The sequence below is a fragment of the Methanocella conradii HZ254 genome (genome assembly GCF_000251105.1).
Taxonomy (GTDB): Archaea; Halobacteriota; Methanocellia; order Methanocellales; family Methanocellaceae; genus Methanocella; species Methanocella conradii.
Map to the genome: position 1 here is coordinate 72,496 of NC_017034.1, position 23,045 is coordinate 95,540.

At 55.8% G+C, this 23,045-nt stretch carries 28 protein-coding genes and 2 riboswitches; of the genes, 9 read left to right on the plus strand and 19 right to left on the minus strand.

What is annotated here, in order from left to right; translation table 11 throughout:
* Positions 1–45: 45 nt before the first annotated feature.
* Positions 46–873: a basic amino acid ABC transporter substrate-binding protein gene (locus MTC_RS00360; protein ID WP_014404684.1), complete on the minus strand. Its 828-nt coding sequence runs from the start codon at positions 871–873 to the stop codon at positions 46–48.
* A 209-nt stretch (positions 874–1,082) separates the two neighbouring features.
* On the opposite strand from MTC_RS00360, the gene MTC_RS00365 reads away from it, so the two are divergent.
* A complete protein-coding gene (locus MTC_RS00365) occupies positions 1,083–1,304 on the plus strand; it encodes a hypothetical protein (protein WP_014404685.1) in 222 nt (73 codons plus the stop codon).
* A gap of 38 nt (positions 1,305–1,342) precedes the next feature.
* Here the strand turns inward: MTC_RS00365 and MTC_RS00370 are convergent, their stop codons facing one another.
* Positions 1,343–1,957, minus strand: a complete 615-nt coding sequence (locus MTC_RS00370; RefSeq protein WP_014404686.1) for an acetate uptake transporter — start codon at positions 1,955–1,957, stop codon at positions 1,343–1,345.
* Positions 1,958–2,168: 211 nt separating this feature from the next.
* Between MTC_RS00370 and MTC_RS00375 the strand changes: the two genes are divergently transcribed.
* Positions 2,169–2,432, plus strand: a complete 264-nt coding sequence (locus tag MTC_RS00375) for a hypothetical protein (RefSeq protein ID WP_048188790.1) — start codon at positions 2,169–2,171, stop codon at positions 2,430–2,432.
* Between the two features lie 13 nt (positions 2,433–2,445).
* Here the strand turns inward: MTC_RS00375 and MTC_RS00380 are convergent, their stop codons facing one another.
* Genes MTC_RS00380 through MTC_RS00390 form a run of 3 tightly spaced genes read right to left on the minus strand, consistent with a single transcriptional unit; the run spans position 2,446 to position 3,547 of the window.
* Positions 2,446–2,931 (minus strand): YbhB/YbcL family Raf kinase inhibitor-like protein, encoded by a 486-nt coding sequence (locus MTC_RS00380; protein WP_014404687.1) that lies wholly within the window; start codon positions 2,929–2,931, stop codon positions 2,446–2,448.
* A 50-nt stretch (positions 2,932–2,981) separates the two neighbouring features.
* Positions 2,982–3,353, minus strand: coding sequence for a hypothetical protein (locus MTC_RS00385; RefSeq protein WP_014404688.1), 372 nt, complete (start codon positions 3,351–3,353; stop codon positions 2,982–2,984).
* Between the two features lie 2 nt (positions 3,354–3,355).
* Positions 3,356–3,547 (minus strand): helix-turn-helix transcriptional regulator, encoded by a 192-nt coding sequence (locus MTC_RS00390; protein ID WP_048188792.1) that lies wholly within the window; start codon positions 3,545–3,547, stop codon positions 3,356–3,358.
* Between the two features lie 136 nt (positions 3,548–3,683).
* On the opposite strand from MTC_RS00390, the gene MTC_RS00395 reads away from it, so the two are divergent.
* The gene (locus MTC_RS00395; RefSeq protein ID WP_014404690.1) at positions 3,684–5,090 is read left to right on the plus strand and encodes a heterodisulfide reductase-related iron-sulfur binding cluster; all 1,407 of its coding nucleotides are present in this window, start codon (positions 3,684–3,686) and stop codon (positions 5,088–5,090) included.
* On the plus strand, positions 5,087–5,767 hold the full coding sequence (locus tag MTC_RS00400) for a phosphotransferase (RefSeq protein WP_014404691.1): 681 nt from the start codon (positions 5,087–5,089) through the stop codon (positions 5,765–5,767). Before MTC_RS00395 ends, MTC_RS00400 begins: the two co-directional genes overlap by 4 nt.
* Here the strand turns inward: MTC_RS00400 and MTC_RS00405 are convergent.
* From MTC_RS00405 to MTC_RS00435, 7 genes are all read right to left on the minus strand, one after another.
* A complete protein-coding gene (locus MTC_RS00405; protein WP_048188794.1) occupies positions 5,748–6,866 on the minus strand; it encodes an alkaline phosphatase family protein in 1,119 nt (372 codons plus the stop codon). The two genes, MTC_RS00400 and MTC_RS00405, sit on opposite strands and share 20 nt — an antisense overlap.
* Positions 6,867–7,736 (minus strand): hypothetical protein, encoded by an 870-nt coding sequence (locus MTC_RS00410; protein WP_014404693.1) that lies wholly within the window; start codon positions 7,734–7,736, stop codon positions 6,867–6,869.
* Positions 7,737–7,748: 12 nt separating this feature from the next.
* Positions 7,749–8,636, minus strand: a complete 888-nt coding sequence (locus MTC_RS00415; RefSeq protein ID WP_014404694.1) for a molybdopterin-dependent oxidoreductase — start codon at positions 8,634–8,636, stop codon at positions 7,749–7,751.
* A gap of 87 nt (positions 8,637–8,723) precedes the next feature.
* Entirely contained in the window at positions 8,724–9,500 is a 777-nt protein-coding gene (locus MTC_RS00420) for an energy-coupling factor transporter transmembrane component T family protein (protein WP_014404695.1), read from the minus strand.
* Entirely contained in the window at positions 9,490–10,962 is a 1,473-nt protein-coding gene (locus MTC_RS00425; RefSeq protein WP_014404696.1) for an ABC transporter ATP-binding protein, read from the minus strand. Before MTC_RS00425 ends, MTC_RS00420 begins: the two co-directional genes overlap by 11 nt.
* A 6-nt stretch (positions 10,963–10,968) precedes the next feature.
* On the minus strand, positions 10,969–11,403 hold the full coding sequence (locus MTC_RS00430; RefSeq protein WP_048188799.1) for a molybdopterin-dependent oxidoreductase: 435 nt from the start codon (positions 11,401–11,403) through the stop codon (positions 10,969–10,971).
* 6 nt (positions 11,404–11,409) lie between these two features.
* The gene (locus MTC_RS00435; protein ID WP_014404698.1) at positions 11,410–12,432 is read right to left on the minus strand and encodes an ECF transporter S component; all 1,023 of its coding nucleotides are present in this window, start codon (positions 12,430–12,432) and stop codon (positions 11,410–11,412) included.
* Positions 12,433–12,523: 91 nt separating this feature from the next.
* Here MTC_RS00435 and ccsA point away from each other — a divergent pair, with 91 nt between their 5' ends.
* Complete coding sequence (gene ccsA, locus MTC_RS00440) at positions 12,524–13,282, plus strand: cytochrome c biogenesis protein CcsA (RefSeq protein WP_014404699.1); 759 nt, start codon at positions 12,524–12,526, stop codon at positions 13,280–13,282.
* Here the strand turns inward: ccsA and MTC_RS00445 are convergent.
* Entirely contained in the window at positions 13,279–13,806 is a 528-nt protein-coding gene (locus MTC_RS00445) for a tetratricopeptide repeat protein (protein WP_014404700.1), read from the minus strand. The genes ccsA and MTC_RS00445 overlap by 4 nt on opposite strands.
* Before the next feature lie 195 nt (positions 13,807–14,001).
* Between MTC_RS00445 and MTC_RS00450 the strand changes: the two genes are divergently transcribed.
* On the plus strand, positions 14,002–14,214 hold the full coding sequence (locus MTC_RS00450; protein ID WP_014404701.1) for a histone family protein: 213 nt from the start codon (positions 14,002–14,004) through the stop codon (positions 14,212–14,214).
* Between the two features lie 29 nt (positions 14,215–14,243).
* Here the strand turns inward: MTC_RS00450 and MTC_RS00455 are convergent, their stop codons facing one another.
* Genes MTC_RS00455 through thiI form a run of 4 tightly spaced genes read right to left on the minus strand, consistent with a single transcriptional unit; the run spans position 14,244 to position 17,953 of the window.
* The gene (locus MTC_RS00455; RefSeq protein WP_014404702.1) at positions 14,244–15,137 is read right to left on the minus strand and encodes a ketopantoate reductase family protein; all 894 of its coding nucleotides are present in this window, start codon (positions 15,135–15,137) and stop codon (positions 14,244–14,246) included.
* 25 nt (positions 15,138–15,162) lie between these two features.
* Positions 15,163–16,419, minus strand: coding sequence for a GTPase HflX (gene hflX, locus MTC_RS00460; RefSeq protein WP_014404703.1), 1,257 nt, complete (start codon positions 16,417–16,419; stop codon positions 15,163–15,165).
* Entirely contained in the window at positions 16,388–16,780 is a 393-nt protein-coding gene (locus MTC_RS00465) for a DUF2209 domain-containing protein (RefSeq protein WP_014404704.1), read from the minus strand. Before MTC_RS00465 ends, hflX begins: the two co-directional genes overlap by 32 nt.
* 9 nt (positions 16,781–16,789) lie before the next feature.
* Positions 16,790–17,953 (minus strand): tRNA uracil 4-sulfurtransferase ThiI, encoded by a 1,164-nt coding sequence (gene thiI, locus MTC_RS00470; protein WP_048188801.1) that lies wholly within the window; start codon positions 17,951–17,953, stop codon positions 16,790–16,792.
* A 75-nt stretch (positions 17,954–18,028) separates the two neighbouring features.
* A riboswitch (Fluoride riboswitch) is annotated at positions 18,029–18,108 on the plus strand.
* Positions 18,109–18,139: 31 nt separating this feature from the next.
* Here thiI and MTC_RS00475 point away from each other — a divergent pair.
* Genes MTC_RS00475 through eno form a run of 3 tightly spaced genes read left to right on the plus strand, consistent with a single transcriptional unit; the run spans position 18,140 to position 20,762 of the window.
* Positions 18,140–18,622, plus strand: coding sequence for an NUDIX hydrolase (locus MTC_RS00475; protein ID WP_014404706.1), 483 nt, complete (start codon positions 18,140–18,142; stop codon positions 18,620–18,622).
* Between the two features lie 4 nt (positions 18,623–18,626).
* Positions 18,627–19,472: a prenyltransferase/squalene oxidase repeat-containing protein gene (locus MTC_RS00480; protein WP_143767012.1), complete on the plus strand. Its 846-nt coding sequence runs from the start codon at positions 18,627–18,629 to the stop codon at positions 19,470–19,472.
* A 21-nt stretch (positions 19,473–19,493) separates the two neighbouring features.
* Positions 19,494–20,762 carry a phosphopyruvate hydratase gene (gene eno, locus MTC_RS00485; protein ID WP_014404708.1) on the plus strand — a complete coding sequence of 423 codons (1,269 nt, stop codon included), beginning with the start codon at positions 19,494–19,496 and terminating at the stop codon, positions 20,760–20,762.
* Here the strand turns inward: eno and MTC_RS00490 are convergent.
* Together MTC_RS00490 and MTC_RS00495 are read right to left on the minus strand one after the other, a co-directional pair.
* Positions 20,759–22,519: a dynamin family protein gene (locus MTC_RS00490; protein WP_014404709.1), complete on the minus strand. Its 1,761-nt coding sequence runs from the start codon at positions 22,517–22,519 to the stop codon at positions 20,759–20,761. The two genes, eno and MTC_RS00490, sit on opposite strands and share 4 nt — an antisense overlap.
* A gap of 15 nt (positions 22,520–22,534) precedes the next feature.
* A riboswitch (Fluoride riboswitch) is annotated at positions 22,535–22,606 on the minus strand.
* A 31-nt stretch (positions 22,607–22,637) separates the two neighbouring features.
* Entirely contained in the window at positions 22,638–23,045 is a 408-nt protein-coding gene (locus MTC_RS00495; protein ID WP_014404710.1) for a hypothetical protein, read from the minus strand.

Genomic DNA, 23,045 nt, shown 5'->3' on the forward strand with positions numbered 1-23,045 from the left:
TAAAAAGAAAAGAGGGCACGTCTATGATACGTGCCCGGATATTGCTCACTCAAACCATTTGTCGTGCAGCTTTTGTAGCCTGCCGTCAGCCTTCATCTTGGCTAGGGCCTCGTTCATGGCGGCGGTGAGGCCCGGGTTGTCCTTGTTTACGACAATGCCGAAGTACTCGGTAGCCGTGAGAGGCTCGCCGATAAACTTGTAGTCGCCCGGATAGTTCTTTATGTAAGGCTCGGAGACCGGCTGGTCGCCGACTACTACATCTACCTCCCCCTTCTTCAGAGCCATGAATGCCTCATTCATGGTAGCGTATGCCTTAATATCCTCGGCATTAACGCCAGGGTAGTTCTTGACCGCATCCTGCCCGACGGTGCCCATCTGGACGCCTACCTTCTTGCCGACGATGTCCGAGGCGTTCTTGATGCCGGTTTCGCTCGCCCTGACGCTGATCGCCTGCCCTGGCGACTCGTAATACCAATCGGTGAAGTCTATCATCTCTTGCCTCTTGGGGGTTATGGTGAACGCCGATATTGCAGCGTCAAACTTCTTGGCCTGGACCGCCGTGATGATAGTGTCGAACGCGTGGTCAGTGTACGTGACGTTCAAGCCAAGCTCCTTCGCGATCTCGTTCATGACATCGATATCGAAGCCCTCAAACTCACCCGTCGTCGTGTTTATATTCTCGAACGGCGGATAGTGGGCCTCTGTTGCTATAGAGAGCGTGCCCGGCGTTAAGGTTGTAAAGTTCGCGGCCGGCTTCGGGGTCGCCGAAGGCGTCGGCGTGACGGTCGGCGAGGTCGTGCATCCGCTTACAGCGACGAAGAGCGCGCTGACCAATAGCAATAAAAACAATGCCTTTGTTACATTCCTATTCACTATTCAAAGCCTCCTATCTCCACCTATTGTTATGTCATGGCATGGCAGGGCATAACTGAGCATTGGGGTGCTTCATAGGTGTATATAGTCCTATGGTTATGACAATATTAAATCTTTTGGAAGCGATAGGTTTAAGCCTTTAAAACGTGCGTATATGCTCCAATCGTCGGGCTGCCATAAAGCCCGCGGGCAAAAAAGAAGATGATTATATGGCTGGTAAGATCGATAAGACCGTAACGGTTGGTAAGTTTAAGGGAGGGGAGGCACAGGTGAGGAGCATATTGACCTCCCAGGGCTTAGAGGCAAAGTCGTTGTCCTTAAAGGTGAACGACCATAATAGCGAGGTCTGGGACATCGTGCTGAGTAACGGCCGTAAGGTTCAGTTGGTCGCCCCCAAGAAAGGCAACCAGGTCACCATCAAGGAACAGTAAAAAAAGAAGCGCCTTTAAGGCGCTTAATTTATGCTTTTTTAGGTGCCGCCTATCGGCAGTACCTTCTTTCCGTGTGCCTCGTTGAGCACCTCGGCGCATGCCAGGTATATTGCAGAGAAGCCACATGCTATGCCCTCAAGGCCCGCGAGCATCTTAATCCAGGCTATGCCGGTATAGTCCGCGATGGCCAGCATGAAGAATAGTAGCGCCAGGCTGGCGAACACGAGCTGGAGCGCCCGGTTTTTATTAAGAGTGCCCGCGAACATGTATGCGGTGAACAGCCCCCACATCGCCAGGTAGGCGGCCATAGATACGCCGTCTGGCGCCGAAGCCCACCCAAGCTTTGGGAAGAGCATGATAGCTACTAGAGAGACCCAGAAAAGCCCATAAGACGTGAAGGCGGTCGTGCCGAAGGTGTTGCCCTTCCTGAACTCCATCACGCCCGCTATGATCTGGGCTATGCCGCCATAGAATATTCCCATGGCCAGTATCATGCCAAGCGATGAGGATGCTATAATCCCGGCATTCAGCAAATTCAACAAAACGGTCGTCATCCCGAACCCCATGAGCCCGAGCGGGGATGGGTTGGCAAGCGCCGACGTCATGGCGCCGAAAGGTTTCGATTCTTTATTAGCCGTTTGAACGTTAACCATTAAATGGCACCTATAGTTAATAAATAATCATTATAAATAAATCTTGCGATTGTTAACTATTATTAATTTATATAGTGGAGCAGGAAGTGGCCACGTAGCCCAGGGCTATTCGGGCATATCCGTCAAAAAAGATCGGCACGGCGACCATCGCATGGGAACCCGATTAATTTCATCAGCTTTAGGCGGAAATGCCAATAATGGGCTCATTCCCATGATGCTCCAGAGTCCGAGCTTGAGCCTCACCCTGCAAAACCCGAAGTTTACGGCCGCGCCCCTGGAGCCTAACGTCGGGCGAGAGCCATGTACCATCACCATGGACATGACCGATGAGATAGCCGATTTTCTGTTTGTGACGATTGAGGCGGAGAAGCCGGTAGCTTTGCAGAGCCTCTCCTGCGAACTAAAGGTGCTCGCCCGAAAGATGGTGTACCTGCCCTACTATAAGAAAGGCAACGAGCTTGTGCCCGGCTATTGACCGGGACTCCTTTTTATTTTCTCCTTTTGTAGAGCCCTATTATCTCGGCCTCTGCCAGGATGTGCCCCTTCATGGCCTCCAGGACGGCGCTCTTCGTGACGCCTGAGGGCAGGTCCAGCGTGGTGTCAAGCGCGTAGAGGTGGAACCTGTAGCGGTGCGGCTTGCCCGGCGGTGGGCATGGGCCGCCGTAGCCCATCATGCGGAAATCGTTCACTCCCTGGGAGCAGCCCTTTTTTATGAACTTCTCGGCGTTTACGCCTTCGGGCAGCTCGTTCCTGGATGCCGGTATATTATAGAGCACCCAGTGCGTGAAAACCCGCCCCGGCGCGTCGGGGTCGTCCATGATCAATGCAAAAGTCTCGGTCCCTTCGGGCGCCCCGTCCCATGAAAGCTGTGGCGAGATATCGTCTCCATCACACGTATACTTCACAGGGATCTCCTTGCCAGGCTCAAACGAATCGCTTCTAAGCGTCAGGCCTTTACTAACGGTAATACTCATAAATCCACCAAAAAATAATAAAACCTTCATGATATTACGTTTTGCGCCCTTTAGCCTATCCGCTTGTAATATTCATATGACAGGAGGTAAGAGGCTATGCTCAACCCCCAGACTATCTGAGCGGCCGTGATGACGTTGTATGGGGCGCCCAGGCTCGTCGCCGCCGCAAGCAACGCTATCAACGTGACGGCCACCATGAACCCGTTACGTGATGCGGCCAGCGAGCACTTCATAGACCTCTCGTCTTGCACTTCCCCGGGCTCTCTCTTTGCCATATAACAATAAATGACAAAGCCAACGAGCACTATGATAAAGGCTATAGTCGTAAACAGCACGTAGAGTGGAAATACTCCAGTTACCAATAGCAAGGCGAACGTCAATAATATTACCAAAGATATTTTCGACTCCTCTGTTCGTAGCATTTTCATTCCTCCATGAATAGCTCCTCGATTGCTGTCCCGAAGCACCTGGCTAGCCTGAATGCAAGCGATAGGGATGGGTCGTACTTTTCATTCTCTATTGCGTTTATCGTCTGCCTCGAGACGCCTACCTTTGCCGCCAGCTCTTCCTGGGTCATATTATGTCTGGCCCTGAACTCCTTCAAGCGGTTCCGCATATGTAAAGTATACATTACTTTTTGTATATAAAACTTTACTTCTTTCAATGTTGGTAATTTATATTAATTTATACGTTATATTTTAGTAATGACATGTGGTAAATATTTAATAGGATGCCGGAGTAATAGGAATCCTATGTCAGGCATCCAGAGAAAGCTGGCACTCTTCGCCGCCCTCCTGCTCTTTCTCGCCGGAATCTTGACGATGGTTCCCGATGAATGGCTCCTCGGGCCGCAGGCGGCCTGCCATACCTGCCACGAGGCGCAGTACCCGGCGAGCCACCTACTCTACAGGATAAACTACATGGGCTATAACTCCTTATGCTCCTTCGCACCCTTCAGCACACTCATCCTGGTCGGCGCCGCCATCCTAATATTCCTGACAACTTTTAAGATAAAGTTCGAGCGATGGGGGCCACAGTACCGCGTGCTGGCTGTAGCGGCGCTTGTGGCGCTGGCCATTATGACGATGCTGCCCATACGTACAGGCTACCGGGACTTGCTGGGGATGAGCACCCTCGACCCGCTCGCCCCTTTAAGCACCTTATTCTTATTGGCCCTCGCCCTGGCAGCATCTATGGGCTTCATCGTCTGCCCATTTTTGATAATAATGCGCTGCCGCTGCCCTGTGCTGGAAAAAGAGATGGACGCTTCATATGCTCCGGACCGCGCGATATTACGCTACCTGAAGATAGCACTAACAGGTAGATTGAGCGATGAGGACGTGCGCCGGCTTTACATGTGCACGCTGTGCAATGGATGCTGGCTCTCCTGGTTTAACCGCCACACCAGGGCGATGGCCGTTAAAAAGGGCATCGTCCCATCCCATCTTGCCTCCATAAGAGGATCGATGGAAAAGTATGGGAACCCTTATGGGACCGCCCTGGAGGCTGATGGCGGAAATGCCATTAATGGAAAGGCGGATACGCTGCTTTTTCGGGGGTGCACGGCGAGGCTTAAGGCGCCGGAGATACTGAGCGCAGCGCAGCTCCTTCTGGATAAGAAGGGCATAAAATACGGGCTAATTGACGAGTCATGCTGCGGGTACACGCTGATCAACCTCGGCGACCTGGATGCGGGACTTAAAGCCGTTGACAGGAATATTGCCGCTTTTAAGGCGGCGGGCGTGAGGCGCATCATCACGGTATGCCCGGGATGCTACGCCGCCTTTAACAGGTATTACAAAGGCCGCGGCGGGTTCGACCCGGAGGTCGTGTTGGCACTGGACCTGTTGAAGGAGATGCGCGTCCCGGCGAAAGGCGTGACGGTACACGACCCCTGCCATGCCAGGGATAAGCGGGAGCTGGCCAGGAGCGTGCTCGTAGGCGCTAGAGAGGATGGCACAGGCGCATGCTGTGGCGCCGGTGGAGGCGTGATGTCGTTCGACAGGGCGCTCGCAGGCCACAGGGCTAATAGGATATTCGAGGAGAACCTGGGCAGCGTGGTCACGTATTGCCCGTTCTGCTACCTCAACCTGTCCAGGACATGCTCCGAACGCGTATCGGATATATACGTGTTGCTGGCAAAGGGGGGCATTAAATGATAATGCCTTTCGAAGGCCTCACGATCATAAAAAAATTCCCGAGCAGGAAAAACGCCGTATATCTTGTGGAGAGGGGTGGCTGGCGGCTCGTGTTGAAAGTATATGGAAATGACAGGCGCAAGAACGAGGCGGACGTGCTCAGGTCAGCCCTAAAGGCTGGCATCCGGGTGCCGGAAATAATAGAGGAAGGCGAAAGCGCCCTGCTCATGGAGTTCATCCCGGGCAGGCTCGCAAACGATTACCTGGAGACCTGCCGCATTGAAGAGATAGCGTTGGGCGTGGCCGATTGGCTCGCAGGATTCCATAAGGCATTCCGCTCCGGCGACAGCGTGCTTTTAAAGTCGGACGCCATTTTAAAGAACTTCATCGTCTCGGACAGCTTGTATGGCATAGATTTTGAGCTATCCCGCATCGGGCGCCCTGAGGAGGACGTGGGCGAGGCGCTGGCATACCTGCTGGACACCCGCCCCATGTTCGCCGACGATAAGCTCGGCCTTTGCCAGGCGTTCATCGAGCGCTATGAGCGAGGCTCGGGGATTGGCCTTAAAGGCGTGGATGCTTTTGTGGCCCGCTCACTGAGGGAAGCCGCCGGCTTCCGCCCCGCCCAGCGTGGGCTATTGATGAGAAAAGCTGCGGAGATCGAGGAATCCAGGCCCTTCACACGCTGCCGACGATGATGGGTATGTACATGTCGTCCGGGAGCAGCGTCCCGTGGTTGCCGCCATTCTCGATGGCATGGCAGCCGTGGTCGGAGCAGATGACCACAACCGTGCCATTATCAAGGGCCTTCAATATCTTTCCAACGTAAGAGTCAATAGCCTTTAGCGAGCCTCTGCCCTCCTCCAAGTAGGGGCCATAGGCGTGCATCACCGTATCCGTACTCTTGAAGTGGACGATGGTCAAGTTAGCCCCCGTCCTATATTCCCATATGGCCGCGTCCGCTACCTCATCGTCGGGAGTGCCGTCGCCGTTAGAGTCCACCCTGGATATGGTGGCTGATATGTTGACCGGGGGCGACGGGCCGTCCACCCATACGGCGCTCTTGCCATTTTCGTTGAGCACGTCGACGATCGTCTTGCCCGCCGGCTCGTATGACCGGAAATCGCCCTTCGACAGGTTTGGGGCCAGGCCCGTGGCCATTGACTTCGCATTATTCTGGGTGATGGAAGGGTAGACGCAAACGGCCTTTATAGGCTCGCCGAGCGATGACATGTTGTCGACCAGCCCCCTCGATAGGGCGTCCTCGTACCGGTAATATCCCAGGGCGTCTATGTATATGAGCACGACTCTGCCTGCCTTGCCATGAATCAAGCCTTCCCTGCCGCCCTCATTGAGCGCATACAGTATGGACGGCGCGATGTCAAGCGTCGAGGCGCTCGGCTTCTCCGAAACGGCAATTTCCACGTTCTTAACGACCGCTGTAGCGCCCTTATAGTGGATGGCGCCGTCAGGCCCTACCAGCAGTGGAATATCCTTATCAGCGCTATAGGCCGCCGCGCTCCAGTTCAAAGTCGCTCCCCCATATGACACTGACTCAACCGGATAGACACCGTAATAATACAAGAAGAACTCCAGGGGTATTCCCGTCACGCCGTCATATGTCCTTTCACAATTTTCCAGTTTAGCGTAGAGCGAGCTGTTTACGTTTTTTGAGGCGTCGCCGTTGATCGTGAAAGACCAGCTGCTTCCATCGAATACAAAGAAGGAAATGGCCACGACTAATAAAACGACGGCCAATAAAATAAGGAAAGCAACGGGCTTTTTCGGCAAGGCCATTCACTCCACAATGATCGACTCCACGTCCATCCAGTTCTGCCGGCTCTTATCGCTCGTGGCTATTTTAATCTTGCCCTGGTCGCGGGTGACGAAGAAGCTTCCGCTTAATATTTCATGGCGGCTATAGCTCTTCTCGGACGCGGCGCCCTTTATGATGACCTTTGAAAAGTCGACGTATCCTTCCTTGAATAGGAGGTCTTTAAGGCTTATGCCCGGGGCCACGAACGCCGACTCGAACTGGTAGTCCCGGTCCTGGCCCGAGTACCCGGTCGTCTTACGGCTATAGACCATATTGCCCATGCCGTCGTCAAGCATCTCTCCGTATGAGATCTCTTTGCCGTTCAGCGTTATGGAGTCGCCCGCGTCGCCGCCCACGACCACTATTGCCCGGATGTTCTTGGCCCAGACGTTGACTGGCATGTTTGGCCCGAGGACGCGTATCGAGTACTCCATGGGCACGAAGATGGTCTCCCCCGTCATTTCGCTCCTATTAAGCGTCATCTCGTAATCGTCGGCGTAAAAAACTAAGCTGTCGAAGTCGCTCACCCCGTGCGCCTTCAGGAAATCGAAGACTGGCACCCCCCTGGAAGGCACGCCCACGCCATCCTGCTGCTTCAGCGTGATTATATCTACCTGCTTGAGCTTGAAGATGTCATCCACGACGACGTATTCGTCCTGCGGCGTGTCCCCCGTCAGCAGTATCGTGCCGTTCACGTTCACGTTGGGGGCCACTACGCTGCCGTGGCCCTCGTGGCACTGCTTGCAATCGAGCTGCGGATTCAAAGCGGAGGACAGGGCGAAGGTGCCCGCCGCCGCCACGATGAGCCCCATCGTAAGCCCGGCCAGCAGGAACTTATACGCTCGCTCCATGCACCGCCCCGCTTATACAAGCTCTATTGTTGCAAGCTTGCTGACCCAGGCGCTGTACGGCTGCGTTGGCACTACGGCCCTGAGCGTGCCATTCTTCTGGTCGATGGCTATGATGGCGTCCTGGTCCGCCCGCACGTCTGCCAGGCTAAGCGTCTTGTTGTAGCCGTCTGACGCGACGAATTTTATCTTCGTGGCATTCTTATTGGAATAGTCGTCCAGCAGCTTATTCAGCAATATGCCGGAGACGTTTAGCGTCGTGTTATTCTTGTAGGGCAGGGAGAGCGACTTGACAGGGTAGGACTGAAGCTTAGACATCTTCAGCCCTATGGGCTTATCCCCGACGCCGGTGATGTTCAGGACGACTTGCTCAGAGCTTGAGCTTGCCGCCGTGGTGAGCTCTATCTTTACCGGCACCTTCATCCACATCTCCCCCGGCTCGCCTGGTAAGACCAGCTTGATTGAGTTCTTGTTGACGTTATCGGTCAGCGCCGTCCCGTTCTCCTTGAGGGCGAGGATGGCCTTCTCAACCTGTTCCCTGGTGTACACCTTGCTGTATCCATCCGATGCGGATATCTTGAAGTTATACTCGCCGTCCGGCATGCCCGCCTTATTTATGACGTCCATGAGCGGCACGCCAACGTAATCGCCCGTCTTCTCCGTCCCGGCGGAGTTGACCATGACGACGCCCTTCTTCTCGACGAAGCCCATCGCCTTAATGTCCGCAAAAGTGACCGTCGTCGGGCTTTTGCCCCCTATGATCTCTATCTTATAGTTCGGGTTATCTGCGAGGCCAGACTTAAGCCCCGAGTTATCCGTGCTACCTGCCGTGCATCCGCTCATCGCCACGGCGAGCATGACCAGCACAACGATCGATATAATACCTAGTTCACATCGCCTCATTTACCTATCTCCCCATAATCGCTAATATGGTAATAAGCAATGTAACATGTTGTTGTTTCATAATAAATGTGATGCAATCACATGTGATTACAGCACGAGGTGGCAAAGGACCAGAGCCCCCAGCGCGAAAATGCTTGCGAGCGAGATGAGTGTGTCCGCCAGGCTAAAGCGCGCCGCCCTCGTGAACGTCCTGTGGCGCATACGGCCGAAGGCCCTGCCCTCCATCGATATGACCAGGGCGTCCACCTTGGAAAGGGCCGAGACGATGAGCGGCATGAGAGTATACCTCGCCGTCTTAAAAAGACCATTTAGCCCTGCCCTGTCAACTTCAAGCCCCCTCGCCGCCTGGGCATCCCTCACCGTGCTCGCCTCCTCCTCGAACACCGGCATAAACCTTATGGCTGTCACGAGCATGAACCCGAAGCGGTAAGGCAGGCCCGCCCTCATAAGGGCGTATGCAAGCTCATTAGGGTCTGTGGTAAAGATGAAGAGCGCGCTTCCCATGATAACTGTGAGAAAGCGTAAAGCTATGATGAGCCCGCTATATACGCCTCCCGTCGTGACTTCAATGCTGAAAAAGATTAGAGGGACGCTTAAGATGGCCTCGCCGCCCTTCGTGAACACGGCCTGGACGGCGACGATAAGGGCGGCGAAAAGCACGAAATACTTAGACGTCACGAGGGATAAAAGCGCCCTCGATTTAAGCGATACCATTAAAAGGAGCATTACGATGAAAATTGATGCTTCGGCCTCCAGGCTATTTACAAGAAAGATGGAAACGCTGTAGGCGATGAGCGCGATAAGCTTGGTAAGCGGGTTGAGCCTGTGAAGTAGAGAGGAGCCCTGCTCATACCTAATTCTCATCAAGGCCGCCCTCCGGCACATAGTCGGTAAGGCCCATCGCCCTGATTTGCACGGCTGCCTCCTCGGGCGTATCGTCAACGAGCACTTTGCCATCCTTAAGCAGTACGATCCTGTCGCAGTATTTGTAGACTGAATCGATGTCATGCGAGACCAGGATGATGGCCTTGCCATCCTCTTTCAGGCGTAAAAGCTCGGCGCGCATGCGGGCCACGTTGGCGTAGTCCTGCCCCACGAAAGGCTCGTCGAGCAGGATAAGCGCAGGGCCATGCGGCAGGATCGAGCACAGGTTCAGCCTGCGCTTCTCGCCGAAGCTCAGGCCCAGAGGATGTGCCTTCGCATAGCAGGCCAGCCCGTAGCGCTCAAGCGCCCCCATCACCAGCGTCTCATGCCCGCCCAATCCCAGGTTCCTTGAGGCGAACGCGGCCTCATCATACACCGTTTTCTCGAAGATCTGGTGGTTCGGGTTCTGGAACACCAGCCCGCAGCGCCTCGCCATCCCCGAAGCCCTCGCCCTCGCGGGGTCAAGGCCGAGCACGGTAACCTTCCCGGAGTCGTACCCGTGAAGCCCCATGAGGATTCTGAGGAGCGTCGTCTTCCCCGACCCGTTAGGGCCTATGATGCCCAGGACCTCCGAAGGGTATGCCTTCAGGTCGACGCCGTGGAGCACCTCGACTCCGCCGTATGAGGCTCGAAGGCCGGACACCTCGACTGCCGGCTTTCTATCTCCCGCAGGCTTAGGCCTGGCATGCATCGGCCGCCCGTAATTACGGCAAATGGCGTCATCGGGCACGCCGTCGGCGACGACCCGGCCAGAGTCCATGACTACAAGCCTGTCTGCCAGCCTCATGAGCCTATTCAGCTTATGCTCGATCACTATGATAGTCATCCCCGTCTCAGCCCTCAAGCGCTCGATGGCCGACAGGACCGAGGAGGCGCAGGACGGGTCGAGGCTCGACGTGGGCTCATCCAGGATGAGCGCCTTAGGGCGCATGGCAAGCATCGAGGCAATGGCCACCCGCTGCTTCTCGCCGCCTGAAAGCTCGTATACCTGCCTGTCCTTGAGGTGGATGGCCCCGACAAGGGCTAATGACTCATCTACCCTTTTTAGCACCTCTTCGACGCCTAACCCCAGGTTCTCGGGGCCGAAGGACACCTCGTCGCTCACGTTCAGCGTGCATAGCTGTGACTCAGGGTCCTGCTGCACGATACAAATCGTAGAGGCCAGCTCTGAAAGGCTGGCCTCAGCAGTCGACCGGCCGTCCACGGTCACCGAGCCCTGCATCCGTCCCTGGAAAACGTGGGGGATGTATCCGCCCATCGCCAGCGCCAGAGTGGACTTGCCGCACCCGGAGGGGCCTGTTATGGCGACAAACTCCCCATCCCCTATGTCCAGGCTAACCCTGTCAAGCGCCTTCCTTTCGGAGCTGAAAAATGAGAAGGACAGGCCTTTTACTGATATCATGCACTATCAGGTGACCTCGATCGAAGTGACCATTTCCACCCACTTCCCGCCGGGGTACCCCTTCGCCACGACCCTCACCGTATCATTATCGTTAATGAGGATGACGTCGTCGGATGCTGTTATGTTGGACAGCTCGAACGCCTGCCTGTACCCATCTGACGCTGAGATGGTTATCTGGGTGGCGCCGCCTTTGACGCCCGCATCCTTAAGCACCGCCCTGAGCGGCACGCCGGTATAATCCCTGGCCGGCAGGTGAGTGACCTCGCCGTCCAGCCTGGCGTTTATCGTCACCATCTTATCCTTATAATCGTTCAAATCATAGGTCCCGGGCCTTTCTACCTGCCCCTTAACCTCAAACGTCAGCCCCTTCTGTGAGGCGCAGCCCAGGGCCGCAGCCGATATCACTATCAACGCGAGCATTATGCCAGCTCTTTTCATCATCGCACCTCAATACACCTTTATCATTTTCAGCCCGCTCACCCATAGCTGTCCCGGGTATCCCCTGGCGACGAGCCGGAGGGAGCCGTCCTCCTGCGCTATAATCAGGTCGTCATCCTCCATGGCCTCCGATACGTTTAGCGTCTGCGTATAGCCGTCGGAGCCTACGAAGTCTACCATTGTGGCATCCGGCCCTATTCGGGCATCCTCTAGCACATATCGTACTGGCAGGCCCGTGTAGTTCTGCGCTGGCAGGTGCGTGACCGCCCCATCAAGCCTGGCGTTTATCGTCACAAAGTAGGGGGAGTATGCGGGCTGGTAATAGTCCTTAGCGTACGCAACGTCGCCCATCACCGTGAACTGAAGCGGGTCACCCTTGAGGCGTACCAATGCAAAATAGTATATCGCTGAGAAGGCGATGGCAAGCACAAACAGTACCGCCAGCGCCCTGGCCAGGGTGAACCTGGAGGCCTTTTTTTGTTTTATCTCCCTACGCACAATCCCTGCGTCCTCGAGGCTGTCTACTATACCGATGCCGAAATACCCTGCGAATACCGCCCCGGAAAAGATCGAGAGAAGGCTGACCGCCCCAAATAAGAAGACGTTATCAAACACCTGGTTAGCCAATTGCTGGGCAAGCACGTATGCGAAAGCCCCCATAGCCCCGCCAGCCATGTAAGAAAGGCCCCTATACTTCTTAAAGGGCCAGAAGCCTATCTCGGTAAAGATGCCCTCGACCAGCGAGAAGAATGCCACGAACAGGCCCAGGTGGCTCCCCGAGATGAACTCTACAAAGCCCTTGAGCGCCCCTCCCAGGATGCCCGAGCCCTTTTTACCGGTAAGGGCCAGGATGAGGATGAGCCAGAGTATGTGGAGGCCTGCGACGACCTGCCCCGCCCCATATGGCACGCCCACAAGCCGGTTGATGACGTTGGCAAGATAGCCTACGTAGGTTGACATCACGCCCCCAAGCGATGCCAGGATGGCTATCGTCAAAAGGTCCCTGGTCGTGAAATAGTACTTCGGAGCCATGCTACACCGTAATTTATTTTAGTTAACAATGATTTTTTATGTAATCGGTTATAATCCAGGAAGAGAATATAAAGCTTTTGAGGGGTCGCCAATGGATGCTTTAATGCTGGGATGTGCCGGGGCGTTTCTCGCGTTCATGCTTGCCGCAGGTAAAGGGCGGTTGCCCAGGTATTTCTCCTTCGCAGGATGCTTGCTCTTATTTGCGTCGCTGGGCATGAGGTGGTACATGCTGGGCAGGCCGCCGTGGGCGACGCTGTATGAGACGGCGGCTATATTGGCCCTGGTTACCGGGATAGCTGCCGCATACTGGTACATGAAAGGAGAGACTCGGGCGCTATACACGCCCCTGGCGGCTATCACCGTGCTAATCACCGCATTCTCGGCCGCCTCGTGGAAAGATGGCATGGCCATATCGCCAGCGCTAGACAGCGGATGGCTCCTAATACACGTGCCGTTGGCCATCCTTTCGTACGGCATGTTCGCCATATCATGCGTTGCATCTATAGCCCTCATAGCTCTCTGTATCCTTAATGGCAAAGATGAGCAGGCCCTAAAAAAGCTTGATTCAGTATCCCATGCATGCATAGCCGTCGGCCTGGCGCTCCTGATGGCCGGCATCATCATGGGCGCCCTATGGGCTAAGGCCGCGTGGGGTTCCTATTGGTCCTGGGACCCCAAGGAGACCTGGTCTCTCATCACGGCGGCCATATACGCAGCATACCTCATCGTAAGAAAAACAGGAATAAGTGCAGAGGACGCCGCTTTCCTCTCCTTATTGGGCTTCATGGCCATGCTGTTCACGTACCTTGGAGTATCATACATCATACCAGGGCTGCACAGCTATGCCTAGCTCATCAGTGTCTCGAAAGCCCTCGCCTTACGCAGGAACACGTCCGCCTCCTCGTAGCGCCCGAGGGCGTGAAGGATGACCGCCTTATTGACGTAGGCATCGGCGTACCTGTTATCTATAGCGATTGCCGCCTCGATGCACTTCAGCGCCTCCTCGTCCCGGCCCAGGCCATACAACGCTATTCCCTTATTATTCAAGGCCTCCTTGTCCACCGGGTTAAGCTTCAAAACCTGGTCAAAGCACTTGATGGCATCCTCGTTCCTGCCACAGCCCACGAACATTATGCCCTTATAGTTTATCGCATCCCTGTACTCAGGATCTATCGCCAGAATGGCGTCGAGCAAGCGTATGACCTCATTAAAATGTTCAATAGCCCTCCCATAGTCCTCGGACTCGCCTATCTCGAACGACTCGTTCTTAGACACCGCCGCCCTGAACATCTCATCCAGATCCGCCTTGCCCTGCGCGGCCTTCTTCCTGGCCGGCGCCTTCTCTGCCTTTGCCGACTTTTTCTCCTTAGCCATGTTCCCACCCACTTTCTATCCTAGTTAATAAGCCATATGGCATAAACCTTCCCGATGCCTTTTGCAAAGCCCGCATTGCCATAAAAAACATCTATAGCCTCAAAAAGCCCTTCATTTAGCATAACTTATATATAGAGCGGTTTTTAACTAATATGTAATCAAATAATCCCCTATTTTCGAGATAGGAGGTGGAATATGATGAAAGAGCTTCCCGTTGCTTCAGTTGACAGGATTATAAGGAATGCGGGCGCTGACAGGGTCAGCGAGGACGCCAAGGAGGCGCTGGCCGCCATACTCGAGGACTACGGCATGAAGGTCTCGGTTGAGGCGATAAAGCTGTGTAAGCATGCTGGCCGTAAGACCGTCAAGGAAGAGGACATCAAGCTGGCTTCGCAGAGGCTTCACTAAGGCGGGGCCGCTTTTCTTTTTATATTGTTTTAGCTTGAATGCCTTTTTTCTATGCCTTTAATCAGCGCCGTTATGGTATCGTTGCGCGGCGTAGGGATTCCGGCAGCCCGGCCAAGCTCGCAAACCTTACCATTCAAGGCGTCTATCTCAGTCCTCTTGCCCCTCGTGACGTCCTGGAGCATGGAGGAGCGGTTGTTGTAGGTATCCCTCATGACCTTGAAGGCGTTCTCCACCGGGTCGATGCTGGTTTTTATGCCGAGGGCCTTTGATACCATGCTCGCCTCGTCCACGATTTCCGCCGCAAGGGCCTCTAGCTCGGGTATCTCGAGTATGGCTCCATTGTTAAGGCCGGTGAGGGCCGTTATGGGGTTTATGGCGATGTTGGCGTACAATTTTTCCCATTGGGCAGCTCTTATGTCCGGCGTGATGCGCGCCATCAATCCGGCCTTCTCGAGGGCTTCCTTTGCCACGTCCAGCCTTTTCTGCACTTCCGGCTCGACGGAGCCCAGCACGGTCTCGGTGTAGCCCGACAGCCTCACCTTTCCAGGCTCCAGGAAGGTAACTCCGCTATACGACACTCCTGCCGCCACATGGCCCTTCCCCAGTATGGATGCGGCCATCTCGTCGCCGCCCAGCCCGTTGTGGATGACGACGACCAGCGTGTCGGGCTCTACATGGATGCCTCTGGCAGCGGAGCCAATATCATAAGTTTTTACAGTGACGAAAATAAGGTCGGATGGTGGAGGCCTGGCCGCTATCCTGGGATGAGCAGTCCTTTCGAGCAGGCCCGTCACATGGACGCCCCTGCCCAATGCCTCTACGTCTCTCTCGCGGCACACCAGCGTGACGTCCTGCCCCGATGACGAGAGCATGGCGCTGTAAAAGGTTCCAAGCGCGCCCGCGCCAATGACCGAAATCCTCATACCTATAAAGTAAGCCTGGGCAATATTAAGGCTTTACGGCATCTTTAATGGCCTCAAAGCGTTTCGCCAGCCTCTCAAGGACGCTTTCCCTCGCCTCCACGCTCACCTTAATGTGGCCCCCATCGTATTTAACATGATGGACGACGGCGTTGTCGTGCAGCCACGAAAGCGTGGACAGGCCCTCCTCGGTGTGGGGCAGCACGACCTCGGCAAACGTCCACTTCGGCAAATACTTGCCCACCTTCTTCTTAAGCTCGTCAAGCCCTTCGCCAGTCTTCGCCGATATGGCCACAGGATGAGGCGCGAGGTGCACGATGGCACGCTTACGCTCCTCAAGCTCTTCTCTCGATATCAAGTCGCACTTATTCAAGGCGGTGATGACCGGCACCGGCCCCATCTCATCCCACAGCGTGTCGTGGCATGTCACCAGCTTCTCAACGAGCGCCTCAGGCGGCTCGCTCGCGTCCACCACGAGTATGATTAAATCCGCCAGATAGATCTCCTCAAGGGTAGACCGGAACGCCTCCACCATGAAGTGCGGCAAATCCTTTATAAAGCCAACCGTGTCGGTGAGAAGCGCCCTACGCTGCCCTATCTCGAGTAGTCTCGTAGTTGGCACCAGCGTGGTGAAAAGCTGGTCCTTCGCGGCCACCGACTCGCCCACCAGGGCGTTCATAAGGGTGCTCTTGCCCGCGTTCGTGTACCCGGCCAGGGCCACCAGGTCGAAGCCTTTCTCCTTCCTCTGCTTCCTCGTCTCGTGCTGCCGTTTTCTTATCACCTCGAGCTCTGCCTGTATCTTCGCGATGCGTCCCGTTATCTCGCTCTCATAGACGTCTGCCTGGTACCTGCCCAGGCCCCTGAAGCCAGGCTGCTCGCCCCTCTTCGCGAGCGTGACCTTCATCCGGGCCTTGGGCCTCTCATAGATTAGCCGGGCCAGCTCCACCTGTAGCTTTGCCTCCCTCGTCCTGGCACGATTGGCGAAGATCTCCAGAATTAAGTTAAAGCGGTCGATGACCTCGACCTTGCACAGCTTCGAAAGGTTATATACCTGGACGGCGCTCAGCCGCTCATCAAAAATGACCTTTTCGGGCTTTAGCTCCTCCACGAGGGCCGCGACCTCCTCTGCCTTGCCCCTCCCGATTGCGTAGGCCTTATCGGGCGTCCTCGCCTGCGTCACCTTAGCCAGGACCTCATAGCCCGCGGAGCGCGCCAGCTCCTCCAGCTCCTCCATGCCGCCTTCCGTTCCCTTATCAATCCTCTTGACCAGTATTGCCCCTTTCATGCAGCATCCTGTGCACTGCCAGCGAGACGTGGTGCGCCACCTCGATGGCCTTTCTTTCGCCCACGCTCTCCGCGTATTTGAACTTTCTCCCCAGGATTGCCTCGACCCGCCACTCCGGGGAGCTGTAGAACTCCCCGCGCTCCGCCAGTATAATGCCCTTATACCTGGAGCATGCCTTCTTTACAAGGTCTGCGATGGTATCCATGGAAACGTCGTCGGCCGCCTCTTTATAAATTCGCATGTCCTCTATCTTTTCCATATCGAAGGGGGATAGCGCGGCTAACACGGCGACGCAGACCAGGTGATACCGGCCGTCATCCAGCCGATGCCTACCCGATATGTCGACCGCAATGGCCTTCAAGCATGACACCTACAGCATCGTCACGGCCGTGCCCGCGAGCTCTTTTTCCACCAGCCCATCAACATCAAACTCGCCCTCAATACGCTTGACCTCCTCAAGCCTTCCATGAATGGATGGGTGGGCTGGGACGGCCCTGCAGCACGAGGCGGGCCTCACCGAAATATCATAAGTCCCAATCCTCCGGGCAAGCGCCACAATCTCGTCCTTATCAAACCCAATTAGAGGATGATAGATGGGAAAATCAATCATGTAGTGCTCTATCATGAGGTTATCAGAGGTCTGGGAGGCCACCTGGCCGAGCGACGAGCCGGTTATGATGCCATGTGCGCCCTCCCTTTTAGCTATCTCGACTGCCGTCCTGTACATCATGTGCTTGCAGAAGACGCAGGTATACTTGACGTTCCCCCGCCCGATGAACTCCCTCAGCGTGTCGCCATGGGGCACCTCATAGACCTTAAAATTATGGCCGGGCGCCCACTCCTTTAGCTTCTTTATGGCGTCCATAGCCCGCTCGGTATACGCCTTGTCCGAGAACTCCCCGTTGTTGAAGAAGACGGGGATAATGTTGCAGCCCCTGCGCATCATCAGCCAGGCAGCAACGGGGGAGTCGATGCCGCCCGATACCAGCGCCACCATCCTCCCCTGGGAGCCGAGCGGCATGCCGCCGACGCCCTTCACCACCTCAGAGAACACGTATGACCGGTCCCTAACCTCCACGAATATCTCGTGGTCAGGGCTTTTAAGGTCAACCCGGGGATTCCTGTCCTTTACTGCCTCGAAGACCGCGTCGCCGCAGATGCGCCCTATCTCCTGGGAAGTATAGGGGTATTCACCGGCCCTGCGGGCCCTTATGGCGAACGACTGGCCTTCTCCTATGATGTCCCTGCCCATCTCGGCGGCCATGCCACATACCTCTTTTATGTCTGTGCCCGTCACGGCTACCGGGCTGGCCGACACGACCCCGAACACGCGGGAGACCACCTCCGCGGCCCGTGCGTCCCTGCTCTCTACGAAAATGCGCCCTCTCTCCCGCGACACCCCGTTGAAACCTACGCCATTCTCGGAGAGCATCGCCTCTATATTCTTTACGAGCAGCCTTTCGTATTTTCTGCGCACCTGCTCACTCTTGATGCCGATCTCGCCGTATCGTACCATGACATGACCGTATTCCATACATCCCAACATATGGGCGCCACACGTTAAAGCATTATCTACGGCCTACAAAATGTTTAAATTAATGCCCCCTTTAAGGATAATGGCGATGAAGCTCGCCTTGCTTTTATGCTAAACCGCCGCCATGCAGCGCGACTGATAGCTTCTGGCCATCAATGCCCTTTAAGGGGCGAAAGGTGATTTGACATGGCTGAAAAGTTCATCGTGGGCTGCTATGGCCTCACTTTCGATAGCGATAGCCTGCTAATGGCCAGGCAGCGCTCTGGCTACTGGGCAGGCAAGTGGACATCGCCCGGCGGCAAGCTGGAGCCGGGCGAGAGCTTAGAGAAGTGCGTTGAACGGGAGACGTATGAGGAGACACATTGCCGGGTTAAAGCGGTTAAGCAATTAAACGCCATATCGCCATATAGCCCCGACTCTGCCTTCGAAAAGCAGGTCGTGCTGGTCTTTTATCTATGTAAGTATTTAGAGGGCGAGCCGAAAAAAGGCGATGGCGTTGATGCAGCCGAATGGGTCAGCGTGGACAGGTTCGAACGCCTGTCAGCAGGGGGCCTCGTTCCGCCCCAGGTGTTTAACGCTGTGTCTGACCTGTGCGCATACAAATCGTTCCCCTCAGTGTCTTTCGACTTCGCGGGGGCGGCGGTGAAGGCGAATACACTATGCAGGTGATGCCATGATGGCGCCATCATCATACGACAGGTACATTAACGTGGAGGCCCTGGCCAGCTACATCCTGAAGCGCAGAAACCCGGACGGCGGGTTCTGCTTCTATGGCCTGGACGAGTCCAGCCTGAATGACGCCTTCTACGCTGTCATGGTCCTCGATTTGCTTGGACGATTGCCCACCGATGATCGGACCGTGGAATACGTCCGATCCTTCCAAAATGACGATGGGGGATTTATTAGCGTTTACTCGGCATGGTGTACTCTGAAGGCCCTCAAAGCGCTGGGCGCCTCGCCACGCCACGACCCAGGCGAATACCTATTACAGCGCTTCAGGTCACACCGCATACGCGACGACGTATACATAGAAAGCCTGAGCATCTTTGAGTCTTCATTTTACCTCGCAGACATGCTCGCCATGACGGGCAGGCGGGAGCTTTGTAAGGATATCGCCGGTGACGTCTTGAGGTATGAGCGAGGCGATGGAAGCTTCGGCCAGCCCGGCGGCTCTTCCTTGATGTCCACTTACTTCGCATTGGCGATACTGGGCCTGGCCGGCACCGCCCCGGCTGATGGCGAGAAAGTCGCGAATTATGTCAGAGCGCGGGCCGTAAAATCGGGCGGATTCTCGAAAAGGCCTGAGACTGGGCTGGCGTTCATGGACGAGACGTACTATGCCGTTAAGATTCTGGAGGCGCTCGGCGAAAAGCCGGATAATATACGGGAGACAATAGGGTTCATAGCGGCCTGCCAGAACGAGAACGGCGGCTTCAGGAGGGCGAGGGCGTCGGGCATCTCCGGCTTCGACACCTCCTACTATGCGGTGGAGTCGTTGAGGGCGCTGATAAACGTTTAGAATGCGTAAAAATAATGTTGAATGGATGTGTTCATCTTGCCAGTACCAATAGAAAAGATACACGCGAGGGAGGTACTCGACTCGCGTGGCAACCCCACCGTCGAGGTGGAAGTGCATACGCCTTTTAGTATAGGGGCGGCATGCGTGCCCTCCGGCGCCTCCACGGGCACCCACGAGGCGCTCGAGCTGCGGGACAAGGATAAGCGCTATGGCGGAAAGGGCGTGCTGAAGGCCGTGCGCAACGTCAACGATGTAATAGCCCCAAAGCTCAAGGGCATGGACGCCGCTAGACAGCGTGAGCTTGACATGCTCATGCTAGAGTTGGATGGCACCGAGAATAAGTCGAAGCTGGGGGCGAACGCAATTCTTGGCGTTTCGATGGCCGCTGCCAGGGCAGCCGCCAGCGCGCTGGAGCTCCCGCTGTACCGGTACCTGGGCGGCGTAAACGCTTACAGGCTGCCCATCCCCATGATGAACGTCATCAACGGGGGCAAGCACGCGGGCAGCGGGCTGGCCATACAGGAGTTCCTGCTCCTGCCGGTGGGCGCCGACACGTACCACGAGGCATTGCGCATGGGCGTTGAGACCTATCATACGCTCGGAAAAATCCTGAAGGACAAGTACGGAAAGACGGCGACCAACGTGGGCGACGAGGGGGGCTATGCGCCCGCAATTGGCACCACAAGGGAAGCGCTTGACGCCATGATGGACGCGATAAAAAAGGCGGGCTACGAGGGCAGCGTCAAGCTCGGCATGGACGCCGCGGCCAGCGAGTTCCTCAAGGACGGAAAGTACCACATAGACGGCAAGAGCCTGTCGCGTGACCAGCTCGTTAAGTATTATGCGGACATCGTGAAAGACTACCCGATAATAGTGCTGGAGGACCCCTTCGCCGAGGAGGACTGGGAGGGCTTCATTGCAATAACAAAAGAGGTTGGAAAAGACGTGACCATCATCGGGGACGATATATTCGTAACGAATGTCAAGCGCCTCCAGAGGGGCATCAGCATGGGCGCCGCCAACGCCCTGCTGCTAAAGCTAAACCAGATAGGCACGGTATCGGAGGCATTCGACGCCGCCACGCTGGCCTTCAGGAATAAGTATAAAATTGCGGTGAGCCACCGCTCGGGCGAGACGTGCGACTCCACCATAGCGGACGTGGCCGTAGCGCTCGGCGCCCAGATAATCAAGACGGGCGCACCTGCCAGGGGCGAGCGCACCTCAAAGTATAACCAATTACTCAGGATTGAGGAGAGCCTGGGGAAAGCGGCCACATACACTGGCATCTAAGGCTGCAGGTAGCTAAGCTCGATGGCCTCCAGCCGTTTCCTTTGCTCGTCCAGGGCGGCCAGCAGCCGGCCTATCTCTGCCGACCGCTTCCCCACGTCTACTGACATGGATTTTTTGGCCTGAGCCCTCTCTATTGCAGACCGTACCGAGGCTATGAGCGTATCGGCCACGGACTCGTAGGAGGCCTTCATGCCCTTCGAGGACTTCAGGAGGCTCTCGAGGAAAGCGTAGCGGATCTTGCCCAAGTTCATGTCGAGCGAGCGCTCCACCTTCTCCCGCATCGCGCCCCTCACCTGTGCCCTGAATAGCGGCGGAGGCAATAGCAGGTTGAGCGCCGTCGCCGTGGTGTCGAGGAGCATGCCCTCCTCCATGAATGCGTCGATGCCATAGAATAATGGCGTATGCAGGTCAACCGTGCAGCCCAGGGAATAATGCTTTACCTCCACGTTGAAAATGTCAAAGGAGGCCTTCTCAATCCTGCGGACGAACTCGTCCAGCCTCTCCGCGTGCGCCTTCGCCTTCTCCGCGTACAGGCGTGCGATCTTCTCCTCTTCTCTGACCCGCCAGGCGTCGCACGCATCCGAGACGGCCTGATAAAGCCTGCCCTTTACCGCATTCAAAAACTCGCGGTTGCCCGATCGGGGGTAGCCATCGATGAATTCCTCAACCTGCCGGGCGACAACCGGCGCCATCTCCTTCTTGAACTTTCCGCTGTCCTCGTCAAGCGTTTTTATTATCGAGTCGACGTCCCACTCGACGAGGTGCACGTTCGCCTCCTTATCCCTAAGGAACCTCTCAAGCTCCGCGTTAAAGAGCGCAGCCTTCTCTTCCAGTGCCCTTGCCGATAGCTCCCTGGTCTTCTTCTCGATGGCCAGGGAAAGGCGCCTCGCCTCGACGAAGCCCAACGCCCTATCCACGATGGTGCGCAGTAAAACATTTCCCTTTTCCCTTGTAAGAAAATACTCCAGCTCAAATTCAAAATCGGTATACCCGCTCTTTCTCAAAAGCTCCGGGTCGCCTTTTAGCTTCGCCTCGAGCGCCTGCCTTGCCGACAATGGGCATACCTTAGGCTCTGCGCCCATCTTTTCCCCGATGACGCCGCCATTAAATGCAATAGACTCGCTCACCTCGGCGGCGCTTGCATTATCCACCTTGTTCAACACGAAAAAGAGCTTTTTCACGTGCTTCCTGACGTCCTCAAGGAATTTCAGCTCGACCTCGCTGACGGGCGGGTCCACCGATAGCATGAACACGGCAGCGTCAACCTTCGAGAGGAAGTTATAGGTGACCTCCGTGTTATGCAGGAAGGTGGAGCCGATGCCAGGAGTATCGATGATCGTGACGCCCTCCTTCAGGTAATCGGACGGGTACTCAATCTCCACGTGCCCGACGCGCCTGGCATTTTTCGGGTTGCCCCTCTCCGTGACGTAATCGCCAAGCTGCGAAGGCTCTATAGCCTCAGACCTGCCGTCCAGGTATATTACCGTCGTCTTCGGGGCGCTGCCATACCTTATGGCAGTGATTATTGAGGTGAGCGGGACGACCGCCGTCGGCAGCACATTGTCTCCCAGCAAAGCATTGATGAAAGTCGTCTTCCCCCTTTTGAACTGGCCGAGCACGGCCAGGTTGAAGCTATCCGAGTCCAGCTTTTCAAGCAGCGCATCCATCTCTTGTGTGGCCGCTTCGCCAGAAATGAGTCCCCTCAACGAGTTAAGCTCCCGACGTATAAGGTTTTTTAGCTCGCTATAATTTTGCATAAGGTTTTCACCGCCTATAGAATAGAAGCTATCAGCCTTGCGGCGGTTTTGCCATGGGCAACGGCGAGCTTCATCGCCTGCAACACTATAATACGCTATAAAAAATATAGGTTACGTTTTACTTCGAGGATAGCTCTTTCAGGCGCCTGATGTGCTCTTCCAGCCGCTCGCATAGCCTTTCAAGCCTTTCGGCCTGCTCCTCCGACCCGATCCTGCCATGGGTCCTGCCCATCTGCTCTGGCCGCATGTCATAGACAAGGCCTTCCATGAACTGCGCGAGCACGTAGATGCGCCACTTCACGTCCTTCTCATCGTAGGGCAGGCGTGCGGCGTCCCAGTAGTCCTCAATGGCCCGCTCCATGCCCCGCAGGGCCTTTTCCATCTCCTCCTTTTCCATGGCCGTTGGCCTGCCATTCACGCTGGAGTGGAACTCGTCCCCGGCTGACATCAACGACCTTATCTCCTTTATGTAGCCAAGCATGGTCAAAGCCGCCGAGCGGACAGACCTTTCATGGCGCTCGCCCAC

What these genes read in the sequence shown, in the direction of transcription:
- MTC_RS00365 (WP_014404685.1), top strand. Translation starts at nt 1,083, where the DNA reads ATGGCTGGTAAGATCGATAAGACCGTAACGGTTGGTAAGTTTAAGGGA.
- MTC_RS00370 (WP_014404686.1), bottom strand. Translation starts at nt 1,957, where the DNA reads ATGGTTAACGTTCAAACGGCTAATAAAGAATCGAAACCTTTCGGCGCC.
- MTC_RS00375 (WP_048188790.1), top strand. Translation starts at nt 2,169, where the DNA reads ATGATGCTCCAGAGTCCGAGCTTGAGCCTCACCCTGCAAAACCCGAAG.
- MTC_RS00380 (WP_014404687.1), bottom strand. Translation starts at nt 2,931, where the DNA reads ATGAGTATTACCGTTAGTAAAGGCCTGACGCTTAGAAGCGATTCGTTT.
- MTC_RS00385 (WP_014404688.1), bottom strand. Translation starts at nt 3,353, where the DNA reads ATGCTACGAACAGAGGAGTCGAAAATATCTTTGGTAATATTATTGACG.
- MTC_RS00390 (WP_048188792.1), bottom strand. Translation starts at nt 3,547, where the DNA reads ATGCGGAACCGCTTGAAGGAGTTCAGGGCCAGACATAATATGACCCAG.
- MTC_RS00395 (WP_014404690.1), top strand. Translation starts at nt 3,684, where the DNA reads ATGTCAGGCATCCAGAGAAAGCTGGCACTCTTCGCCGCCCTCCTGCTC.
- MTC_RS00400 (WP_014404691.1), top strand. Translation starts at nt 5,087, where the DNA reads ATGATAATGCCTTTCGAAGGCCTCACGATCATAAAAAAATTCCCGAGC.
- MTC_RS00405 (WP_048188794.1), bottom strand. Translation starts at nt 6,866, where the DNA reads ATGGCCTTGCCGAAAAAGCCCGTTGCTTTCCTTATTTTATTGGCCGTC.
- MTC_RS00410 (WP_014404693.1), bottom strand. Translation starts at nt 7,736, where the DNA reads ATGGAGCGAGCGTATAAGTTCCTGCTGGCCGGGCTTACGATGGGGCTC.
- MTC_RS00415 (WP_014404694.1), bottom strand. Translation starts at nt 8,636, where the DNA reads ATGAGGCGATGTGAACTAGGTATTATATCGATCGTTGTGCTGGTCATG.
- MTC_RS00420 (WP_014404695.1), bottom strand. Translation starts at nt 9,500, where the DNA reads ATGAGAATTAGGTATGAGCAGGGCTCCTCTCTACTTCACAGGCTCAAC.
- MTC_RS00425 (WP_014404696.1), bottom strand. Translation starts at nt 10,962, where the DNA reads ATGATATCAGTAAAAGGCCTGTCCTTCTCATTTTTCAGCTCCGAAAGG.
- MTC_RS00430 (WP_048188799.1), bottom strand. Translation starts at nt 11,403, where the DNA reads ATGATGAAAAGAGCTGGCATAATGCTCGCGTTGATAGTGATATCGGCT.
- MTC_RS00435 (WP_014404698.1), bottom strand. Translation starts at nt 12,432, where the DNA reads ATGGCTCCGAAGTACTATTTCACGACCAGGGACCTTTTGACGATAGCC.
- ccsA (WP_014404699.1), top strand. Translation starts at nt 12,524, where the DNA reads ATGGATGCTTTAATGCTGGGATGTGCCGGGGCGTTTCTCGCGTTCATG.
- MTC_RS00445 (WP_014404700.1), bottom strand. Translation starts at nt 13,806, where the DNA reads ATGGCTAAGGAGAAAAAGTCGGCAAAGGCAGAGAAGGCGCCGGCCAGG.
- MTC_RS00450 (WP_014404701.1), top strand. Translation starts at nt 14,002, where the DNA reads ATGATGAAAGAGCTTCCCGTTGCTTCAGTTGACAGGATTATAAGGAAT.
- MTC_RS00455 (WP_014404702.1), bottom strand. Translation starts at nt 15,137, where the DNA reads ATGAGGATTTCGGTCATTGGCGCGGGCGCGCTTGGAACCTTTTACAGC.
- hflX (WP_014404703.1), bottom strand. Translation starts at nt 16,419, where the DNA reads ATGAAAGGGGCAATACTGGTCAAGAGGATTGATAAGGGAACGGAAGGC.
- thiI (WP_048188801.1), bottom strand. Translation starts at nt 17,953, where the DNA reads ATGGAATACGGTCATGTCATGGTACGATACGGCGAGATCGGCATCAAG.
- MTC_RS00475 (WP_014404706.1), top strand. Translation starts at nt 18,140, where the DNA reads ATGGCTGAAAAGTTCATCGTGGGCTGCTATGGCCTCACTTTCGATAGC.
- MTC_RS00480 (WP_143767012.1), top strand. Translation starts at nt 18,627, where the DNA reads ATGATGGCGCCATCATCATACGACAGGTACATTAACGTGGAGGCCCTG.
- eno (WP_014404708.1), top strand. Translation starts at nt 19,494, where the DNA reads ATGGATGTGTTCATCTTGCCAGTACCAATAGAAAAGATACACGCGAGG.
- MTC_RS00490 (WP_014404709.1), bottom strand. Translation starts at nt 22,519, where the DNA reads ATGCAAAATTATAGCGAGCTAAAAAACCTTATACGTCGGGAGCTTAAC.